Genomic DNA, 208 nt, shown 5'->3' with positions numbered 1-208 from the left:
AATACCTCATTGCCAGGTTCAGGTACAGTCTCTGCAGACATTACGGCACCTGTGGTTGCGCTAGATGATGTGTTGACGAATGACAGTACACCTGCGTTAAGCGGTACAGTGAATGATCCGACTGCGAAAGTGGTTGTGAGTGTAGATGGTGTGAACTATCCGGCAACCAATAATGGCAATGGCACCTGGACGCTTGCAGACAATACGC

At 49.5% G+C, this 208-nt stretch carries 1 protein-coding gene; it reads left to right on the top strand.

The features are described 5' to 3' along the window. Positions 1 to 208, top strand: a 208-nt coding sequence (locus ACG59Z_RS18815; protein WP_400200738.1) for an Ig-like domain-containing protein, incomplete at both ends; no start/stop codon positions are given.

It is taken from the genome of Acinetobacter sp. ABJ_C1_1 (genome assembly GCF_044684115.1).
Classification (GTDB): Bacteria; Pseudomonadota; Gammaproteobacteria; order Pseudomonadales; family Moraxellaceae; genus Acinetobacter; species Acinetobacter nosocomialis_A.
The sequence above is the reverse complement of the archived record's forward strand: the minus strand, read 5'-3'. Positions and strand labels throughout refer to the sequence as shown.